16 protein-coding genes and 1 tRNA gene are annotated in these 17024 nt (G+C 60.3%); 14 read left to right on the top strand and 3 right to left on the bottom strand.

Features of this window, described 5'->3' with window-relative positions; translation table 11 throughout:
- The first annotated feature begins 95 nt into the window (after window positions 1-95).
- From DSM107133_RS09925 to DSM107133_RS09905, 5 genes are all read left to right on the top strand, one after another.
- Window positions 96-185 (top strand) — tRNA-Ser (locus tag DSM107133_RS09925).
- A gap of 464 nt (window positions 186-649) precedes the next feature.
- On the top strand, window positions 650-1228 hold the full coding sequence (locus DSM107133_RS09920; RefSeq protein WP_114291598.1) for a hypothetical protein: 579 nt from the start codon (window positions 650-652) through the stop codon (window positions 1226-1228).
- Entirely contained in the window at window positions 1143-2597 is a 1455-nt protein-coding gene (locus DSM107133_RS09915; RefSeq protein ID WP_205387731.1) for a DNA polymerase Y family protein, read from the top strand. Before DSM107133_RS09920 ends, DSM107133_RS09915 begins: the two co-directional genes overlap by 86 nt.
- Window positions 2594-5941 carry an error-prone DNA polymerase gene (locus DSM107133_RS09910; protein WP_114291600.1) on the top strand — a complete coding sequence of 1116 codons (3348 nt, stop codon included), beginning with the start codon at window positions 2594-2596 and terminating at the stop codon, window positions 5939-5941. The genes DSM107133_RS09915 and DSM107133_RS09910 overlap by 4 nt, the downstream gene beginning before the upstream one ends.
- Before the next feature lie 292 nt (window positions 5942-6233).
- Complete coding sequence (locus tag DSM107133_RS09905; RefSeq protein ID WP_243253540.1) at window positions 6234-7193, top strand: IS110 family transposase; 960 nt, start codon at window positions 6234-6236, stop codon at window positions 7191-7193.
- Window positions 7194-7757: 564 nt separating this feature from the next.
- Here the strand turns inward: DSM107133_RS09905 and DSM107133_RS09900 are convergent.
- Window positions 7758-8333 carry a hypothetical protein gene (locus tag DSM107133_RS09900; RefSeq protein ID WP_114293179.1) on the bottom strand — a complete coding sequence of 192 codons (576 nt, stop codon included), beginning with the start codon at window positions 8331-8333 and terminating at the stop codon, window positions 7758-7760.
- Window positions 8334-8552: 219 nt separating this feature from the next.
- Here DSM107133_RS09900 and DSM107133_RS09895 point away from each other — a divergent pair, with 219 nt between their 5' ends.
- On the top strand, window positions 8553-8735 hold the full coding sequence (locus DSM107133_RS09895) for a hypothetical protein (RefSeq protein WP_114293180.1): 183 nt from the start codon (window positions 8553-8555) through the stop codon (window positions 8733-8735).
- Between the two features lie 15 nt (window positions 8736-8750).
- On the opposite strand, the gene DSM107133_RS09890 is transcribed toward DSM107133_RS09895, so the two are convergent.
- Entirely contained in the window at window positions 8751-9467 is a 717-nt protein-coding gene (locus DSM107133_RS09890) for an RlmE family RNA methyltransferase (RefSeq protein WP_114293181.1), read from the bottom strand.
- Window positions 9468-9598: 131 nt separating this feature from the next.
- On the bottom strand, window positions 9599-10711 hold the full coding sequence (locus DSM107133_RS09885) for a Ppx/GppA phosphatase family protein (RefSeq protein WP_114293182.1): 1113 nt from the start codon (window positions 10709-10711) through the stop codon (window positions 9599-9601).
- A 254-nt stretch (window positions 10712-10965) separates the two neighbouring features.
- On the opposite strand from DSM107133_RS09885, the gene DSM107133_RS09880 reads away from it, so the two are divergent.
- The 8 genes from DSM107133_RS09880 to tnpB all read left to right on the top strand — a co-directional run bounded on the left by DSM107133_RS09880 (window position 10966) and on the right by tnpB (window position 16981).
- Window positions 10966-11262 carry a virulence factor gene (locus tag DSM107133_RS09880; protein WP_114293188.1) on the top strand — a complete coding sequence of 99 codons (297 nt, stop codon included), beginning with the start codon at window positions 10966-10968 and terminating at the stop codon, window positions 11260-11262.
- Between the two features lie 36 nt (window positions 11263-11298).
- On the top strand, window positions 11299-12228 hold the full coding sequence (locus tag DSM107133_RS09875; RefSeq protein WP_114293183.1) for a methylenetetrahydrofolate reductase: 930 nt from the start codon (window positions 11299-11301) through the stop codon (window positions 12226-12228).
- A 13-nt stretch (window positions 12229-12241) separates the two neighbouring features.
- Entirely contained in the window at window positions 12242-13324 is a 1083-nt protein-coding gene (locus DSM107133_RS09870; RefSeq protein ID WP_114293184.1) for a methyltetrahydrofolate cobalamin methyltransferase, read from the top strand.
- A gap of 267 nt (window positions 13325-13591) precedes the next feature.
- A complete protein-coding gene (locus tag DSM107133_RS09865) occupies window positions 13592-13861 on the top strand; it encodes an STAS domain-containing protein (RefSeq protein ID WP_114293185.1) in 270 nt (89 codons plus the stop codon).
- Window positions 13858-14223, top strand: a complete 366-nt coding sequence (locus tag DSM107133_RS09860; protein WP_114293186.1) for a response regulator — start codon at window positions 13858-13860, stop codon at window positions 14221-14223. The genes DSM107133_RS09865 and DSM107133_RS09860 overlap by 4 nt, the downstream gene beginning before the upstream one ends.
- 11 nt (window positions 14224-14234) lie before the next feature.
- Window positions 14235-16187: a chemotaxis protein CheA gene (locus DSM107133_RS09855; RefSeq protein WP_240310496.1), complete on the top strand. Its 1953-nt coding sequence runs from the start codon at window positions 14235-14237 to the stop codon at window positions 16185-16187.
- 69 nt (window positions 16188-16256) lie between these two features.
- Window positions 16257-16637, top strand: coding sequence for a transposase (locus DSM107133_RS09850; RefSeq protein ID WP_114293543.1), 381 nt, complete (start codon window positions 16257-16259; stop codon window positions 16635-16637).
- Window positions 16634-16981: an IS66 family insertion sequence element accessory protein TnpB gene (gene tnpB / locus DSM107133_RS09845; RefSeq protein ID WP_108693086.1), complete on the top strand. Its 348-nt coding sequence runs from the start codon at window positions 16634-16636 to the stop codon at window positions 16979-16981. The genes DSM107133_RS09850 and tnpB overlap by 4 nt, the downstream gene beginning before the upstream one ends.
- The last annotated feature ends 43 nt before the right edge of the window (window positions 16982-17024 follow it).

Raw genomic sequence — 17024 nt, 5'->3', positions numbered from 1 at the left:
ACGGGCAATTAAATATCCCGTCATCGGCAATCATGGGCAAAACCCTCTTGCCACCCCCGCCAAACCTTACTATTGGGTCCGAACCAGACCCCCGCGGAGAGGTGCCGGAGTGGTCGAACGGGGCGGTCTCGAAAACCGTTGAGCCTTCACGGGTTCCCAGGGTTCGAATCCCTGTCTCTCCGCCACTTACCATTTTCATACAGTTTCACTTGGTAGCGTTCAGCCCCTTACGGGGCTGTTTTTGTTGGTTTATCTGCATTCATTGTTACATTTGGCTTCTCTTCGATTAGACTCGTTTCTATTCATTGCTTGGTAGAAATCGTGGTACTTTTTGATGAGTAATCTTGGCGGAAAGCTGACTGGAAATCTTGTGCGGACCCTTGGTGCGGGCCGTCACGGAGATGGAAATGGTCTCTCCTGGCGGTCGATCCATCCGGTGCGCGACGCTGGATCGTGCGGGTAGGCCTTGTGCCGAATGAAGTCGTTCCCTAATGGGGATAGTTCATCCTGCGAAGACGCGGCAATACCTGTGGCCGGGGCGTCTTCACTGACGGCCCGGCCCTGCCGTTCAGTGATTGGTCTATCACCACAACCCAGCATATGAATATGAACGTTGCCCGGACCCCTCGCTCTCTTTACGTTCTCACCTATGCGAGTCGATCTTCGAGATATCTTTCCGCTCCGGCCCGCCCGCGTCCATGAGGTCTGCGGGCCTGTTGCGATGGGATTTGCGGCGATGTCGGTGGGGGATGGGGCGCTCTGGATCCGTGAGGGCTGGCTCGGCGACACGATCACGCCTCAGGGACTCCTGCGCTATCTTGATCCGACGCGGCTTCTTCTGGCGCGCCCTAAGGAGCAGATCGACGCGCTCGCCGTGGCCGAGGAGGCGCTGAAAGACGGTGCGCTCCCCTTTGTCGTCATTGAGATCACGCGCCCGTTGAACCTGCGCGAGGGGCGGCGGTTGCAACTCGCGGCCAAGGCAGGCGGCACGACCGGGCTTTGCATCATTCCCGAAGGCATGGGGTCAAACGCGGCCGAGACCCGTTGGCATGCCGCGCCGATCTTTGACACACACAGCGAAGACTCGACTCTGATGCGATGGGAAATTAAAAAGAACAAATCGGGAACGGTTGGGGCCTGGAATGTTCGATGGGATCAAAAAACGCGTCGTGTGCATGTGGTTTCCCCGGTTGGCGAGCGACCGGGTTCTGCGACTGCGCCCACTTGATGGCCCCTTCGCGATCACGCTCAAGTCGAACAACACCGAACGGATTTATTGCCTCAACGAGACCGCCGAACGGCTCGGCCTGACGCGCGGCACGAGCTTTGCCGATGCCCGCGCCTTTTGCCCCGACCTGATCAGCCAGCCCGCGCGCCCCGATCTCGACGCCCGCTTTCTCGCCACCCTGCGCCGCTGGGCGACGCACTATTGCCCTTGGGTTGGGCGCGATGGCACGGACGGGTTGGTGCTGGATGTCACCGGCTCAACCCACCTTTGGGGCGGAGAAGCTGAGATGCTGGCGGATATTCAGAGCCGTGCGAGACGCGCCGGGCTGACGCTCCGCCTGGGCTGTGCAGCGACCCGTGGTGCGGCTTGGGCCTTTGCCCATTTCGGCACAGGGACAGAGGCGCTCACCGATCTTCCAGTGGCCGCGCTGCGCCTTGAAGAGGCCACCGTCACCGCACTTCAACGTCTCGGCCTGCGCAGCATTGGCGATCTGACGGGGGCCGCCCGCGCACCCCTGGCCCGTCGGTTCGGCCCCGATCTTCTGCTGCGTCTCGATCAAGCCATGGGCCATATCCCCGAACCCGTCATGCCCGAGGTCGAGCCACCGCGCTTTGCGACCCGCATGAGCCTGCCTGAGCCAATCGGTTTGAAGGAAGATGTGATGGGGCTCACCGCGCGGCTTCTGACCCCGCTGTGTGACAAGCTTAACCGCCATGAAATGGGCGCGCGCCACCTTACGCTGACCCTGCGCCGGGTCGATCAGGGAAGCCAGCAGGTCGATCTGCGCCTCGCCGCGCCCATGCGCGATCCGCACCGCATCCTGCCGCTCTTCGAACGCGGCGTGGGCGAGGTGGACGCGGGCTTTGGCATCGACCAAATCCGGCTGGAGGCCATACAGGTCGAACCGCTCCCCGTGCAACAGATCGGCAACGTCCAAACCTCGCCTGATCAGCTCAACGACCTGATCACCCGCATCGGCACACGCATCGGATTGGAAAACATCCAACGCTTTCTCCCCGCCGACAGCCACATTCCGGAGCGTAGCTTTACCATCGCACCCGCCGCCTTCAGCATGCCCGACAGCGCGTGGTTCTGCCTGCGCCCGCGCCCGCTGCGCCTGTTTCCACCGGAACCGATAGCCGCTCAAGGCTCAGAGCCGCCCGCCCGCTTCCGATGGCGCAGCATGTCGCTCACCACCGGGCGCGCCATCGGCCCCGAACGCATCGCGGCGGAATGGTGGCTGTCGGATGACGCGTGGCGCTCCGGCGTGCGCGACTACTGGCGGATCGAGACCCGCGAAGGACGCCGCCTCTGGCTCTATCACACGCCGCAAAACCCCGGCTGGTTCGTGCAGGGGGAATTCGCATGAGCCTTCATTGCAGTCCAAATACTCATCCCCAGCCCGCCTCTTACGCCGAGCTTTGCGTCACTTCGAACTTTACCTTTCTCACAGGCGCTTCGCATCCCGAAGAACTGATCCTGCGCGCCGCCGAGCTGGGGGTGGAGGCCATCGCGATCACCGACCGCAACACGCTCGCCGGGGTGGTGCGGGCGTATTCGGCGCTCAAGACACTCCGCGAAGAGGCCGCCGAACAGCTTCGCGTGCGCTCTTCGCATCAGATCGATCCCTGTTCTCGGCAGGAATTCGGCTCCCCCGTCGACTTGCCATGCCCCGCCATGCCGAAACTGCCGAAGCTCGTCGTCGGCACCCGGCTTGTCCTGCGCGATTGCCCCGTCGAATGGCTGGCACTGCCCACGGACCGTGCCGCCTATCATCGGCTGTCGCGACTTTTGACCTTGGGCAAACGACGAGCGGAGAAGGCCGAATGCCATCTCGATCTGAGCGATCTGGAGGCGGGATGTCAGGGGATGATCCTCATTGCCCTGCCGCCAAAGGATCTCCCCTGTGCTCAACCGGCCCTTCAAAAGCTGCAACGCCGTTACCCCGGTCACGTCTTTCTCGGGGCCGCGCCGCGATATGACGGCTCCGATCAGGCGTGGTTCGACGCCTGTGCCGCGCTGGCGCTTCGGTGTTCGACCCCGATGGTGGCGGTCGGCGATGTATTGATGCATCACGGGCGGCGGCGCAGGCTCGCGGATGTGCTGACCTGTCTGCGCGAGGGGCTGACCATCGACCGGATCGGCACGAAAGCGCTGCCCAATGCCGAACGTCGCCTCAAGGGCGCCGCCGACATGGCGCGGCTCTATCGCAACCATCCGGCAGCGCTCAAACGCACGTTGGAGATCGCCGCGCGCTGTGGTTTCGATCTCTCGGAACTGAGTTATGAATATCCCGACGAGATGTCAGAGGGCGAGACACCTCAGACCCGGCTCGACCGACTGGCGCGCGAGGGGATAAAACGCCGCTATCCGCATGGCGTCTCGCAGCGTGTGCATGATCTGATAGAAAAGGAGTTAAATCTCGTCGGCGAGCTGCGGTACGCGCCCTATTTTCTCACCGTCCATGACATCGTTGGGGAGGCCCGCGCACGCGGAATTCTTTGCCAGGGGCGTGGTTCGGCGGCCAATTCCATCCTCTGTTATCTTCTGGGCATCACCGATGTGTCCCCCGACATGATCGGCATGGTGTTCGAGCGCTTCATTTCCCGCCATCGCGGCGAGCCCCCCGATATCGACGTGGATTTCGAACACGAACGCCGCGAGGAGGTGATCCAGTGGATCTATGAGAAATACGGTCGCCACCGCGCCGGACTTTGTGCGACCGTGATCCATTTCCGCACCCGCGCCGCCATTCGCGAGGTCGGCAAGGTCATGGGCCTGTCCCAAGACCTCACCGCGCGGCTCTCGGGCGACATTTGGGGGCTGACCAATTCGGGTGCGGATATGGAGCGGGCGAAAGAGCTGGGCCTCAATCCCAAGGACCGGCGGTTGGCGCAGACGATTGAACTGATCGGCGAGATCATCGGATTTCCGCGTCACCTGAGCCAGCATGTCGGTGGGTTCATCATCACGCGCGGGCGTCTCGACGAGCTTTGCCCCATCGAAAACGCCGCGATGGAAAACCGCACGGTGATCGAATGGGACAAGGACGATATCGACGCTTTGGGCATTCTCAAGGTCGATATTCTGAGCCTCGGGATGCTCACATGCCTGCGCAAAAGCTTCGATCTTTTGGACGCGCACGAGAAGACCCGGCTTACCCTCGACACCGTTCCGCAAGAGGACCGCGCGACCTATGATATGCTGCAACGCGCCGATGCGGTGGGGGTGTTTCAGGTCGAAAGCCGGGCGCAGATGAATTTCCTGCCGCGCATGCGCCCCGCGACCTTTTACGATCTGGTGATCGAGGTCGCCATCGTGCGCCCCGGCCCCATTCAGGGCGGGATGGTCAAACCCTATATCCGGCGGCGTCAGGGATTGGAGGCCCCCGAACCCTTTGGCCCCGCTCTCGAAGAGGTCACGCGCAAAACCCTCGGCGTGCCGCTGTTTCAAGAACAGGCGATGCAGATCGCTGTCGTTGGCGCTGGCTATTCAGCAGAGGAGGCCGACAAGCTGCGCCGCTCGCTGGCCTCCTTTCGGCGCATGGGCACCATCGGCGAGCACCGTGACCGGTTTGTGCGCGGTATGATGGAGAACGGATATTCCGAAGAGGTCGCCATGGCCTGTTTCGGCCAGATCGAAGGTTTCGCCGATTACGGTTTTCCCGAAAGCCACGCGGCGGCCTTTGCCATGCTGACCTATGTGTCGTCCTGGCTCAAATGCCACCACCCGGCGGTGTTTGCCTGTGCCTTGCTGAATTCCCAGCCGATGGGGTTTTACGCCCCCGCACAAATCGTGCGGGACCTGCGCGACCATGGTGTTGTGGTGCGGCCCGTCTGTGTGAACCATTCCAACTGGGACAACCTGTTGGAACGCCGCGCCGACGGGGCGCTGGCGCTCCGGCTCGGGTTTCGTCAGATCAAAGGCTTTCGCGAAGAGGACGCGGGCTGGATCACAGCGGCGCGCGGCAACGGTTACCAAGACCCAGAAAGCGTCTGGCTCCGGGCGGGCGTCACGCCCTCCGTGCTTGAACGACTGGCCGAGGCAGACGCGTTCATCGGCATGGGGCTGACCCGCCGCGACGCGCTATGGCAGGTGCGCGCGATCCGGGCCCCCAAACCGCTGCCGCTGTTCGCCGATCCGCTCGATGGCGAGGGCATTCGCGAGCCGGAGGTGATCCTGCCCAACATGCATCTGGGCGAGGAAGTGGTGGAGGATTACGTCGCTCTGCGCCTGACGCTCCGCGCTCATCCGATGGAACTTTTGCGCCCCTCACTCCCCGGCCTGACGCCGCATGACCGCCTGCCCGTCGCGCCCCTCATCCGCACCACGGTCTGCGGCCTCGTCATCACCCGGCAACGTCCCGGCACGGCCTCAGGCGTGATCTTCCTGACGCTCGAAGACGAAACCGGCGTCTCAAATGTGGTGGTCTGGCCCAAAGTCTACGACCGTTTCCGCCGCATTGTCATGGGAGGACGACTTGTGCGCGTCACCGGGCGGCTGGAGCGCGAAGGCATCGTCGTCCACCTCATCGCCGATCACATCGAAGACCTGTCGTACAAGCTCTCAGAGCTGGGTCACCCGCTCGACAACGCCATCGGCATCACCCAGCCCCAAGCCGACGACGCGCCTCGCCCGCCGCGCTACCCGCCGCGTGCCCGTCATCCGCGAGAACAGGCGAAGCGGTTGTTCCCGAGCCGGGATTTCCATTGAGAATGGGGATGTGGAAAGCGGCCCTTTGCGGATGAGGTGGCTGGCTCCTGCTCCACCGGCATCGAATGTGCCAAAGTGCAGTTGTCCAGACCCTTCTGTATCTCCGATCTGTTATTGTTCCCCCGTCAGCGACCTTGGCCGAGGTCACTGACGGGACGTTGTATGGCGTCAGAGCCTTGTGGCCCAAGTTGAACTGGGACCACGTTTGCTAGCGAGCCAGCACTGTCTCTCTTCATCCATCTCGAACAGTTGCTTGTGGCCAGCTTGGACCACGGATCAGAAGGAAGAGAACATGAACAGGATAACACGAGACGCAATCCTTGGCATAGATGTCAGCCGCGATTGGCTGGACATTCATTGCCTGCCAAGCAATCAGAGACTTCGATTGCCCAATTCCGAGGACGGGCATGCGCGCGTGGGCGCCCTGGCAAAGTCAGCCTGTGCGCTGGTTTGTTTTGAGGCCACAGGGGGGCAGGAATGGCGTCTGTGGTCGGCCCTCGACGTTGCAGGGGTCGCGACCAGGCAACTGCCGCCCGCGCAAATCAAAGCCTTTGCCGCCAGCCGGGGCACGCGGGCGAAAACGGATAGGATCGACGCGGAGCTTATCGCGCGGTTCATGGCCTTTCGGCCTGATGCAGGGCGGACCTTGCCGCATGAAAAGATACGTCTTCTCAGGGCTTTGGTGTCCAAGCGTGGTCAGCTCGTCGAAACACGCAAACGGCTTTTGGCGCAAATCAAGGCGCATGCGAAACTGGGTTCGGATGATCTGTTCGACGTCATGGATGGTGACCTGAAAGACCTACTGGATCGCCAGATTGCAGGACTTGAGGTCCGGATCGAACAGATCATCGCCTCAGAGGAAGGCCTTGCCACGACTGCTGCCATCTTGCGTTCAGTTCCCGGCATTGGCCCGGTCGCCAGCACGATGTTGATCGCTGAAATGCCGGAACTCGGCCAGATCACGGGCGAACAAGCCGCCGCGCTGACAGGCCTTGCGCCCATTGCCCATGACAGCGGCGCGATGCGGGGCAAGCGCGCTATCGGAGGCGGCCGGCGCCCGCTGCGACACGTTATGTTCCAGGCGGCGCTCGTCGCCAGTCACCACAATCCCGTCCTGAAGCCGTTCGCAGACCGCCTTCGCGAAGCCGGAAAACCACACAAAGTGATAATCACCGCCGTCGCAAGAAAGCTTGTGACAATCGTGAACGCCCTTTGCAAAAGTCGGCAGAAATGGACTACTCAACTCGCTTGAGAAATACAGTTGCTAGGAAAGGAGCGGCATCAAACCGTGACAGGTCCAGACCGAGGCTGCGCGGGAAACAAGCTGTGGTATAAATAGAGGTGCGCTAAATTATTGCACTAAAAATGCTCATTTTTTCAGTGCTTTACTTATCTTCTTGGCCCTGCTTTCTCTCCGCAAGAATTGCCACGGGACCAGACCCTAAGCCGCTGTCAGGAAAAGGTAATTATGAGCATCTTCTCGATAATTACTCGATGTCATCATGCAGAAGTTGAATGGCACTTGAATAAGTGCCATTTGATGGGTGCCGGGCAATACGGGCTGCGCTCACATATGACCGCCCACCCCAGGTGCGCGCGTCAGATTTCCTTCAGTTGGTTTATCCACTCTCCCATCTGCACGCTTTCACGATGTGTCAAAGCCCCTTCGGCAGCCTGACAACATCACTTCTTTTGGCCCCAAATATCCCGGGGGTCCGGGGGCTGGCCCCCGGATGAGATTTCAATCTCCACAACTTGCCAGACTGCCCCCCACTGTGCGTGCCAGACCCGGGGACTTTCGGCGGGAAAAGGTGATTTAGAAAAAAGCCTGCGCGTTCAAACCAAAGGTTACGGCGCCGATCACGTTACCCGTTGCCGGATCTGTCAGGCTCAGCGACACCTGTGCCTGATAGGTCTGCGTGCTTTCGTCCAGTTCAACCTCGCTGACATGCATGGCTTGCGGCCCGACGCCAAAGGTCTGCTGGAACTTGGCTTCGTCCCCTTGCCAATAATCCGAGGTCACCGAGCTTGCCGCGACATTCAACCCTTGCGCATCCATCACAAACATTTCGGTGATCAGCCCGCCCGCCTCTGCCACATGGTTCGTAAGATAGACCGACAGCGGATTGCCCATGACAGAAGAGATCAGCGGTGCGTCCACCTGCCCCACCTGTGCGCGCCAGTTTTTGTCCAGACCGTCAATTTCTTCCGCCGACAGGTCTGCGGTGCGCGCGTTCTGGCTGTTGATCGCGGCAATTACGGCATCGGATTGCAGCCATTCCGCCGCTTTTTCGGCGGCATAGTGCGACATGGCATCCCCCGCTTCGTCCGCGGCCAAAGGCGCGGCAAGCAAGCCCAGGGCACATGTCGCCGTCGTCAGGCATTTGATCATGGGAAGTCTCCTTTGATAAACTGTCCCGACGCTCGTAATATAATGAGGTGAATCCAGTGTTACCCAGGCTGCGCGGCGGCCGGAAAACTGGTTTCAATTGTATCTGTTTCCCCATTCGCGCCCCAATACCGCCGTACCGGTGCCACAAAATACGGGCACAGACGGTGCACACCCGAAAACCGCGCCGCATTGGCCCGGCGATAGCGAAGGACCCTGTGCATGACCTATGCGATTCAGCCCAAGATTCCCCGGCACCTCCGGCTGTTCGAGCTGATGCGTCAGGAAAATCGCGCAAAAACAACAGTTGCGCGGGTCAAAGGCTTTTCCATTCGCCAGATCAGCGCAGACGAGGCCGAGCAGATCAAAGCCATCGCCCGCCAGTCCTTCGCGCGCCGCAATTGACCGCAAACGCAGCGTTCAGCCGCGAAACCCGCTTGCGACCACAAATTTTTCCGAACTGTCCGACCGTGATGCAGGCGGCTTGATATTGGCGACCTTGTCAAAACGTTGCTTGAGCAGTTTTTGCAGATCGCCCTCGGCGCCCCCCGCCAGAACCTTGGCAACAAAGGTGCCGCCCTCTTCCAGCACATCAAAGGCGAAATAAGCCGCCGCTTCGCACAGCGCGATGATACGCAAGTGGTCGGTTTGCTTGTGTCCCGAGCTTGAGGCCGCCATGTCCGACATCACCACATCGGCCTTGCCACCCAGCCATTCCTTGACCTGAATGTCGGCGTCATCCGCCATGAAATCCAGCACATGCAACTCGCAGCCGGCGATGGGTTCCATTTCCTGCAGATCGACCCCCAGAATGGTCCCGACCTTCTTGCCCGAGCGTTCGTTCAGCGCATTGACCCGCTTGACCGCCACCTGACACCAGCCCCCCGGCGCGGCTCCCAGATCGACCACGCGCGCACCGGGCACAAGAAAGCGGTACTTGTCATCCAGCTCCATGATCTTGAACGCCGCGCGCCCGCGATAGCCTTCGGCCTGCGCGCGTTTGACGTAAGGGTCGTTCAACTGGCGCTGCAACCAGCGTGTCGAGCTCAGCGAACGCCCGCGCGCGGTCTTGACCTTGACGGTCAGCTCGCGCTGCCCGCGTCCAGAGGTGTTCTTGCCATCAGGTGTTTTTGCCACGGAAATCCGCCTTTCGTTGCCGACCAGATACGCGCTTGGACGCACCGCTTCAAGCGATGGTACACATTCCGCCTTCTCTGGTACAAGAAATCCTCGGGGGGAAGGCCGCAGGCCGGGGGGCAGACAGCCCCCTAAAGCACGCCTTCACCCAGCACACCGTCGGCGCTCATCTGGGCATATAGCAACCCTTCGCGCAGGCCACGGTCGGCCACGCTCAGCCGGTCTGTGGGCCAGCACCGCATCAGCGCCTGCAAGATGGCAGCGCCCGACATGATCAGCGCCTGCCGGTCCTGTCCGATGCGCGGATCGGCCCGCCGCCCGCCCGGCCCCATGTCCAGATAGCTGCGGATCACCTTGTCGATCTGCACCGACGACATGCGCAATCCGTCCACCCGCGTACGGTCATAGCGCTTTAGCCCCAGATGCGACGCCGCCACGGTCGTCACGGTGCCGGATGTCCCGACAATCTGGAACTTCTCGTGCACTTTGGTGTCGTGGTAGGGCGCAAAATCGGCAAGGTTTTCTTCAAAGAACCAACTCATCAGCGCAAAACGGGCGGCATCGTCCTCGACGTCGCTGAACTGGTCGCGCAGGGTCGCAACGCCCAGGGGCACGCTGATCCAGTCGACAACGCGCGCCTGCGCCACGTTCTTGACTGCGGCTGTATTGAAACCGCTGTGCAAGCGCATGATCGCTTGCGGGCGGTCGTGTTTGGGCACTTTGGAAATGTCGATCCAGACCAGTTCGGTCGAGCCGCCGCCGATGTCGACAACCAGCAGGTTCTGGGTCTTGCGGCTGACCAGCGGCGCGCAGGAAATCACCGCCAGACGGGCTTCTTCCTCGGGCTGGATGATTTCCAGACGCAGACCGGTTTCACGTTGCACCCGCTGGATGAATTCATGGGAATTGGTCGCGCGCCGACAGGCTTCCGTGGCGACCAGTTTCATCCGCCGCACCTTGTGCTGGCGCAGCTTTTGCTGGCAGATTCGCAATGCCTGGATGGTGCGCGCCATGGATCCGCGCGACAAACGCCCGGTGCGCTCCAGACCCGCGCCCAACTGGACGGATTTGGAGAAACTGTCGATCACCTGAAAGCCCGTCCCCTTGGGTTGAGCAATCAGCATGCGACAACTGTTCGTGCCCAGATCGAGCGCGGCATAAAGCTCACCTGATCCAGACTGAGGCACGGGGCTCAGAGCCGGTTGTTCGAGCGCGCCCGCACCTTTGGGACGCTTTGGCGCCATGGGATGCGCCTTTCATAACGAGTTGGGGAAACGATAGGCGTTTGCTGCATCCCGTGCAAGGCCGCCTTTGTGACATGGCGTGCATCGGAACCATGCATAATGATGATGAGCGCTTTGGGCCGCCCTGCCACTGGCCCTGCAATCCCGCATCGCATAGCAAAGGGTCGCTGACAGATTGCTTTCGGTCGAAAAACGCCACCGAGGATCTGGACGCGTGCCTTAGACAGGGCAAAATCGTGAACGGGGAATCAGAGATGCCTGATGTGACAATCGTATACTGGCGGGATATACCGGCGCAGGTAATCGTGGGCAAAGGCCGTCGCGGTTCCAAACGCCAGTTGCCGGAACGGTTCGAACAGGCCATCGACCGTGCAGCGATGAAGGTGAATGCCAAGGACGCCGACGCCTATCTGGCCGAATGGCGCAAGGCCCCTACCTACGAGATGGACGGCGACCCCGACCAGATCGCCGAAGCCGAGGCCACCCGGCTCGACACCGAATACGACACCGCGCGGATCAAGGCGCTGATCGACAACGAAGGCTGGGCCTGACCGCCCGTCCATTCCCTTTGTACAAGGTTCCCTGTCATGGCACTTCTCAGTTTCAAGAAATCTCCCGTAGGTCCTGTTGCGGGCTGCATCTCGCCCGAAGTCGAAGCCTTTATGCAAGGCTATTCGATTGAGGTGATGCCACGCACCGCCGAAAAGGTTGAAGATTTCCGCGCCCTGCTGCCCGCAGGGACCCGCGTTTATATTGCCCACATCGAAGGCACCCCGATCGAAGACATGGTGGCCACCGCCAAACGTCTGAATGCCGACGGCTTTCCGGTCATGCCCCATTTTCCCGCGCGTATCATCCACAACCGCACCATGCTGGAAGACTGGATTGCCCGCTATCAGGGTGAGGCAGACGTGAAACAGGCGCTGCTGCTGGCCGGTGGTGTGGCCACGCCGCACGGGGATTTCGACAGCTCGATGCAGCTGATGGAAACCGGTGCGTTCGACAAGGCGGGTTTCGAGCGCCTGCACGTTGCCGGCCACCCCGAGGGCAACAAGGACATCGACCCCGATGGCCGTGGTGTCAACGTCGCCGATGCGCTGCGCTGGAAACAGGATTTCTCGAACCGGACCGACGCCAAGATGGCGCTGGCCACCCAGTTCGCCTTTGAAGCGCAGCCGATCATCGATTGGGCCGACGGCATCAAGGCCGCAGGCATCGACTTGCCGGTTCACATCGGAATCGCGGGCCCTGCGAAATTGCAGACCATGATCAAATTTGCGGTTGCTTGTGGTGTTGGTGCGTCTTTGCGTGTGCTACAGCGTCGGGCCAAGGACGTGACCAAGCTGTTGCTGCCTTTCGAACCAACCGACGTGATTTCGCAACTGGCCGCGCACAAGGCAGCCAACCCCGACTTTAACGTCACCAACGTACATTTCTTCCCACTGGGCGGTATCAAGACCAACGCGCATTGGGCCATCGAAAACGGCGGCGCAGCTGCCCAACCGGCCAATTCCTGAAGGACCATAATCCATGACACGCACTATTGTTGAATCCAAAACCAAAACCGCGATCATCGGCTTTGACCAACCGTTCTGCGTGATCGGGGAACGTATCAACCCCACGGGCCGCAAGATCCTGGCCGAGGAGCTGGAGCGCGACGATTTCAGCCGTGTCGAAGCCGACGCGCTGGCGCAGGTTGCGGCAGGTGCGAACATTCTGGACGTGAACTCGGGTGCTGTGTTTTCCAACAAGATGGCCGAAGACCCCCGCTATGCGGACAACAACTTTGTCGAGCCGATGCTGATGAAGGCCCTGGTCGAGCGGGTTCAGGCGATTGTCGATGTGCCCCTGTGTATTGACAGCTCGGTGCCCGGTGCGTTGGAAAACGGTCTGGCCGCTGCCGAAGGCCGCCCGCTGCTGAACTCGGTCACCGGCGAGGAAGAGCGTCTGGAACTGGTTCTGCCGCTGGTCAAGAAATACAACGTGCCTGTTGTGGCAATCTCGAACGATGACACCGGCATTTCCGAAGACCCCGATGTGCGGTTCGAAGTGGCCAAGAAAATCGTTCAGCGGGCCGCCGATTTCGGCATTCCGGCGCATGACATCGTTGTCGACCCGCTGGTGATGCCGATTGGCGCGATGGCGACAGCGGGCTTGCAGGTCTTTACCCTTGTGCGCCGTCTGCGCGACGAATTGGGCGTGAACACCACTTGCGGTGCGTCCAACATCAGCTTTGGCCTGCCCAACCGTCACGGTATCAACAATGCCTTTCTGCCGATGGCAATGGCGGCCGGCATGACCAGCGCCATCATGAACCCTGTCGGCCTGCCGATTGGCGCGTCGAAAATTGCCGAGAAGCGTGCCGAAGCCGCCGCAGCCGGGATCATTGTACCCGACGAGATGGACGACGAGACTTTCGTTCAGATGTTCGGTCTGGGATCGACCCTGCCGCGTGCGGGCAAGGAAATGGAAGCCATTCGCGCCGCCAACTTCCTGACCGACAATGACCCCCATGGCACGGACTGGATCCGCTTTAACAAAGTGGCCCCCAAGGCAGGCCAGGAAGGCCGTGGCCGCGATGGCCGTTCGGGTGGGCGTCGCCGGCGCGGTTAAAGCACTCTGAATTCTACAGATTTGTCCCCGGTGTGTTCTGCGCACCGGGGTTTTTCGTCTTGGGCTGCCGCGTTGAAAAGCCGGTCAAAGCCCGTGGCATGACACGCGTTTTTGACCATCACACGACAGTTTGCGAACGACTGTCCGCATACATCCACACAGCGTAACCCGTTCTTAACGAAGCATCCGTTAGACAGATGAAACTGCTGACGAGGCTTGTGGAGACTGTGATGTTGCACCCCTTCCCCATTTCGAAAGGATTGCCGAATGGCTGATCCCATCGTGCTGCCACCGCGGCTGGATCTGTCCAGTGTGCCTGATGTTCTATCCGCGTTGAAATCGGCACCGGACACCGAGCCGTTGGTGTTGGATGCTGGCAACGTCATACATTTCGGCGCATTGGGCCTGCAAATGGTCATCGCCTTGACCAAGTCGATGGGGGATCGCGTTCAGTTGACCAACGTCACGGACAAGGGGCTGGAACAATTGCACTGGATGGGCATGACCCCCGAAAAAATCACCGAGGCCGCGCAATGACCCTGAAAATTCTTGCTGTAGATGACAGCCGTACAATGCGCGATATGATCCGGCTGGCGCTGGAACCTGCGGGATTTACCGTGACCACAGCCGACGACGGAGTGCACGGCGTCGAAGTGCTAAACGGCATCGCACCGGATGCGATCATCACCGACATCAACATGCCCCGCATGGACGGTTTCGGTTTTATTGATGCGGTGCGTGGTCAGGACAAACACCGCGCCACGCCCATTCTGGTGCTGACCACCGAAGCCGCACCCGAGCTAAAGGCGCGTGCCCGCACCGCCGGTGCAACGGGCTGGATCGTCAAACCGTTTGATCCCGCAAAACTGATCAAAGCACTGCAAATGGTTGCAGGATAGGAGACTGCACGATGTCCGCACCCGACCCTATGGCTGAAATCAAAGCCTCGTTCTTTATCGAATGCGAAGAGTTGCTGGAGTCTTTGCAAGACGGCCTTGAAACCATGTCCGAAGAGACAGGCGATCTTGAAACCATCAATATCGTCTTTCGCGCGGTCCATTCGATAAAAGGGGGGGCCGGCGCCTTTGGGCTGGAAGGGCTGGTGCGCTTTGCCCACCGTTATGAAACCGTGCTGGACGGGGTGCGCAGCAATACATTGGTGGCGGATAGCGAGGCGATCAAGCTGTTCTTTCGCGCCGCCGATCACCTGTCGGACCTGGTACGGGAATCACGAGATGAGGGTGTGCTGCCCGAGGCCGAAGGGGCTGCGATTTTGGCCGAACTGGACGCGCTGTTGGGCGATGCCGGAGTTGAAGAGGTCGCCGAGGCGGAGATTGATTTTCAACCCATGGGCCTCTCGCTGGATCTTGGCTTGCCGGAAATTCCCGCCATCGAACCCAAACAATTCGTCATCCATTTCGCCCCCGATGCCGAATTGTATGAGACAGGCAACGAACCTTTCATGATCCTGCGCGCGCTGGCAGAGCTTGGTCCCTGCGAAGTGACATGTGTCAGCACACAGGTGCCCCAACTGGCCGAGTTTGCGCCCGAAGCCGGTTATCTGTCTTGGAACATCGTACTGAGCGCAAATGTGCAAGAGGCTGAAATCAAATCTGTTTTCGAATTTGTCGAAGGTCTGTGTGTTCTTACCATCGACGCGCCAACGAAGGGGGAAGCTGAAACTGAAAATCCAGTATTCGATGCAATAGATCCTGTTCCCGAGCGCGCCTCCCTGCCCGATCCGGCCCCCGCACAGACCGTGATTGTTGATCCAGAGCCGTTGCTGCCAGAGGTGTCCAAGGAGCCAGACGTCTCCGCACCGACGAAAACCAAAACCCCACCTCAGACGCCTGCAAAATCGGTTGTACGCGTTGATCTGGACCGGATTGAGCGCTTGGTGAATCTGGTGGGCGAACTGGTGATCAATCAGGCCATGCTCTCACAAAGTCTTGAATCTGCAGGATTGTCACCCCATTCCGACGCAATGAACGGTCTTGAAGAGTTCCAGCGTTTGACCCGCGATATTCAAGACAGCGTGATGATGATCCGCGCCCAGCCGGTCAAATCCCTTTTCCAACGTATGTCGCGTATCATCCGCGAATGTTCCGCTGCTGTGCGCAAGGATGTGCGTCTCGTGACCGAGGGTGACACCACCGAAGTTGACAAAACGGTTATCGAACGTCTGGCCGATCCGCTGACGCACATGATCCGCAACGCTGTCGATCATGGTCTGGAAAGTACGGAAGAGCGCCGCGCAGCGGGCAAACCGGATCAGGGTATTGTAAAGTTGACAGCCGCACACCGGTCCGGTCGTGTGATCATCGAAGTTTCGGATGACGGCGGTGGCATTAACCGGCCGAGGGTCCAGCAGATTGCCACCGAAAAGGGGTTGATTGCCCCAGACGCGTCGCTTTCGGATGTCGAGATTGACAACCTCTTGTTCCTGCCCGGTTTTTCGACAGCCAAAGAAGTGTCCGATCTTTCGGGGCGCGGCGTCGGTATGGATGTGGTGCGCAATGCCATCCAATCTCTGGGTGGGCGGATCACCATTACGTCAACCCCGGGCGAGGGCACGACGTTTTCGATCTCGTTGCCGCTGACATTGGCGGTACTGGACGGAATGGTTGTGCAGGTGGCCGGCGAAACCATGGTGTTGCCGCTGAATCTGGTCATCGAGACATTGACGATCGACAATGAGAATCTGGAACAAACCCGCCCGGGCCTCAATGTAGTGCGCGTACGCGGCGAATTTGTCTCGCTTTTCGATCTGGGTGTCGAGCTGGGATATCGGTCTGCTCAGGAAAGCTATCTTGATGCCGTCGTTCTGTTGATCGTAACCGCGCCATTGGCACCGCCTGCCTGAGGCTGGGGCGATGATCTAAGAGACGTCGTTAAAGACGTCATTAGCGACGTCTCTTATGCGGGGTCTGGAATGCGTGGCGAAATTCTTGGGGCGGAGCGGCGACGCTTTTGGCATGACGACGACAAGCTTGAGATTGTCGGGTCGGTTGGGATTGCCGGGGCGAGCGTGACGCAGGTTGCGCAGCGCCATGAGATTAAGCGACAACAGATTTACGCGTGGCGACATGAACTGAAGAAAAAAGGCTTGTGGTCGCCCGATGCCGGGGCGCTTTTCTTGCCGTTGGACATGCCCGTGACTGCAGGGGTGCCGGTGGCGCAGGCACCGGTCGCTGAACTGCCGCCTCCAGTTGCTGTTGAATTGCGCCTGCGTGGCGGGCGCAGTTTGCATTTTGAAAGCACGGTCGATCCGGCTGCGCTGTCGGGCCTGATCCGCGCGGTGGAAGGGGCATGATCGGCCCGGGCACCGGTGTGCGTGTGTATCTGGCCTGCGGTGTCACGGATATGCGCAAGGGGATCGCAGGGCTGGCGGCGCTGACCCAGGACGTGTTGCGACAAAAGCCTACCAGTGGGGCGGTGTTTGCGTTTCGAGGCCGTCGGGGTGACCGGATCAAGCTTCTGTTCTGGGATGGGCAAGGGTTTTGCCTCTATTACAAGGTGCTCGAACGAGGCCGTTTCCCTTGGCCAAATGCCCAGGATGGGGCGATGCGGCTGACCTCGGCGCAGCTTGCGATGTTGTGGGAAGGGATCGACTGGCGGCGTCCCGATTGGGGTGCTCCGCCGGCGCGCGTGGGGTGATTGTGCGCTAGGATTCACGTTATTTATATGGCGTTTTAACCTG

It is taken from the genome of Pseudosulfitobacter sp. DSM 107133 (genome assembly GCF_022788695.1).
Classification (GTDB): Bacteria; Pseudomonadota; Alphaproteobacteria; order Rhodobacterales; family Rhodobacteraceae; genus Pseudosulfitobacter.
Note: the sequence above shows the minus strand (reverse complement) of the source record. Positions and strands in the feature narration are given on the sequence as shown.